The sequence below is a fragment of the Mesorhizobium sp. M0207 genome, assembly GCF_040321995.1.
Classification (GTDB): Bacteria; Pseudomonadota; Alphaproteobacteria; order Rhizobiales; family Rhizobiaceae; genus Mesorhizobium.
On the sequence record NZ_JAMYSQ010000013.1, the window covers coordinates 1 to 2,500 of the forward strand.

General features: G+C 55.6%; 1 protein-coding gene, 1 tRNA gene and 2 rRNA genes (1 of these 4 cut by a window edge). 1 reads left to right on the forward strand and 3 read right to left on the reverse strand.

What is annotated here, in order from left to right; genetic code table 11:
* Positions 1-332 (forward strand): IS66 family transposase (locus NKJ15_RS18050; protein WP_352816554.1); only part of this gene is annotated, 332 nt, incomplete at its 5' end.
* A gap of 151 nt (positions 333-483) precedes the next feature.
* On the opposite strand, the gene NKJ15_RS18055 is transcribed toward NKJ15_RS18050, so the two are convergent.
* The 3 genes from NKJ15_RS18055 to NKJ15_RS18065 form a co-directional block, all read right to left on the reverse strand.
* A tRNA-Met gene (locus NKJ15_RS18055) sits at positions 484-560 on the reverse strand.
* 130 nt (positions 561-690) lie between these two features.
* A 5S ribosomal RNA gene (gene rrf, locus NKJ15_RS18060) occupies positions 691-805 on the reverse strand.
* A 96-nt stretch (positions 806-901) separates the two neighbouring features.
* Positions 902-2,500, reverse strand: a 23S ribosomal RNA gene (locus tag NKJ15_RS18065) (it continues 1,200 nt past the right edge of the window).

Here is a 2,500-nt window from a genome sequence, read left to right on the forward strand (position 1 = left end):
GCAAGCTCGGCGACGCCGTCTCCTACACCCTGAACCAATGGGGATATCTGACTCGTTACACCGAGGACGGCAGCATGCCGATCGACAACAATCTTCTCGAGCGTGACATCAGAATCTTTGCCACTGGCCGGAAAAGTTGGCTGTTCAGCGATACCGTCGACGGAGCCAGGGCCAGCGCCGTCATCTACAGCCTGATGTTGACCTGCCGCGCCTGTGGCGTCGAGCCGTTAGCGTGGCTGCGCCACGTCCTCACCGAATTGCCTCAACGCAGCGAGGACGCTGATATCTACGATCTGCTGCCCTTCAACTTCGCCAAAGCAACAGCAGTCTGATCAGACCAGATACCGTTCCCAATTCGAAGGCCATCCGTCGAAAGCGCCGGCGTCAACGTGCAGGGAAAATCGCGCTTACCGCTAAAGTGTCCTGTCGCCGTACTTCAGCGCATACGAAAACGGCCCGCACAAGGCGGGCCGTTTTCGAATTTGGTTGCGGGGACAGGATTTGAACCTGTGACCTTCAGGTTATGAGCCTGACGAGCTACCGGGCTGCTCCACCCCGCGTCAACCCTAGAAGTAAGCCTTGGCTCACTGGATTCAAGCTTCCGCCAAATGAAAGGGCCGCTTGCGCGGCCCGATATCCCGTTGGCGGGCCTGTTCGTAAGGAGAAGATTAAACAACGTGCGCTTGGCAGACCTGGCAGCGACCTACTCTCCCGCGTCTTGAGACGAAGTACCATCAGCGCTGGAGCGTTTCACGGCCGAGTTCGGAATGGGATCGGGTGCAGCCGCTCCGCCATAACCACCAGGTCGGCAAAACGCACGTTGCTCGAGAAGCTGTTTTCTGTGCCATCCATCTCGGCGCAATCCAAGGATTGTCACCAGAAATGGGCATTAGGAATGAGAACGATCAAGCCGATCGAACTATTAGTACCGGTAAGCTTCAAGCGTTGCCGCTCTTCCACACCCGGCCTATCAACGTGGTCGTCTTCCACGGTTCTCAGGGAATACTCGTTTTAAGGTGGGTTTCCCGCTTAGATGCCTTCAGCGGTTATCCCGTCCGGATATAGCTACCCTGCTATGCGGCTGGCGCCACAACAGGTCCACCAGAGATCCGTCCATCCCGGTCCTCTCGTACTAGGGACAGATCCTTTCAATATTCCTACACCCACGGCAGATAGGGACCGAACTGTCTCACGACGTTCTGAACCCAACTCACGTACCGCTTTAAATGGCGAACAGCCATACCCTTGGGACCTGCTCCAGCCCCAGGATGCGATGAGTCGACATCGAGGTGCCAAACAACCCCGTCGATATGGACTCTTGGGGGTCATCAGCCTGTTATCCCCGGCGTACCTTTTATCCGTTGAGCGATGGCCCTTCCACGCGGGACCACCGGATCACTATGACCGACTTTCGTCTCTGCTCGACTTGTCAGTCTCGCAGTCAGGCAGGCTTATGCCATTGCACTCAGCGAACGATTTCCGACCGTTCTGAGCCCACCATCGCGCGCCTCCGTTACTCTTTAGGAGGCGACCGCCCCAGTCAAACTACCCACCATACATTGTCCCGGACCCGGATAACGGGCCGCGGTTAGACATCCATAGTGATAAGGGTGGTATTTCAAGGGTGGCTCCACCTGAGCTGGCGCCCAGGTTTCAAAGCCTACCACCTATCCTACACATGCCACTACGAATGCCAATGTAAAGCTATAGTAAAGGTGCACGGGGTCTTTCCGTCTAACCGCAGGAACCCCGCATCTTCACGGGGAATTCAATTTCACTGAGTCTATGCTGGAGACAGCGGGGAAGTCGTTACGCCATTCGTGCAGGTCGGAACTTACCCGACAAGGAATTTCGCTACCTTAGGACCGTTATAGTTACGGCCGCCGTTTACTGGGGCTTCGATTCAGAGCTTGCACCCCTCCTCTTAACCTTCCAGCACCGGGCAGGCGTCAGACCCTATACGTCGTCTTGCGACTTCGCAGAGCCCTGTGTTTTTGATAAACAGTCGCTACCCCCTGGTCTGTGCCACCCTCCCATGCTTGCGCATGAAAGGGTCACGCTTCTTCCGAAGTTACGCGTGCAATTTGCCGAGTTCCTTCAGCATAGTTCTCTCAAGCGCCTTGGTATACTCTACCAGTCCACCAGTGTCGGTTTCGGGTACGGTCTATAAGGAGGAGCTATTTCCTGGAACCACGCAGCAGCCCTTTCAATCCGATAAGATTGGACTACCTCAATGATCCGTCACTTCCTCCAGGCCCACGAATATTAACGTGGTTCCCATCGTCTACGCATTTCTGCCTCGACTTAGGGGCCGGCTAACCCTGCTCAGATTAGCTTTAAGCAGGAACCCTTGGACTTTCGGCGGGGGAGTCTCTCACTCCCCTTACGTTACTCATGTCAGCATTCGCACTTCTGATACCTCCACCACCCCTCACGGGTATGGCTTCATCAGCTTACAGAACGCTCCGCTACCGCTTGCATTGCTGCAAACCCTAAGCTT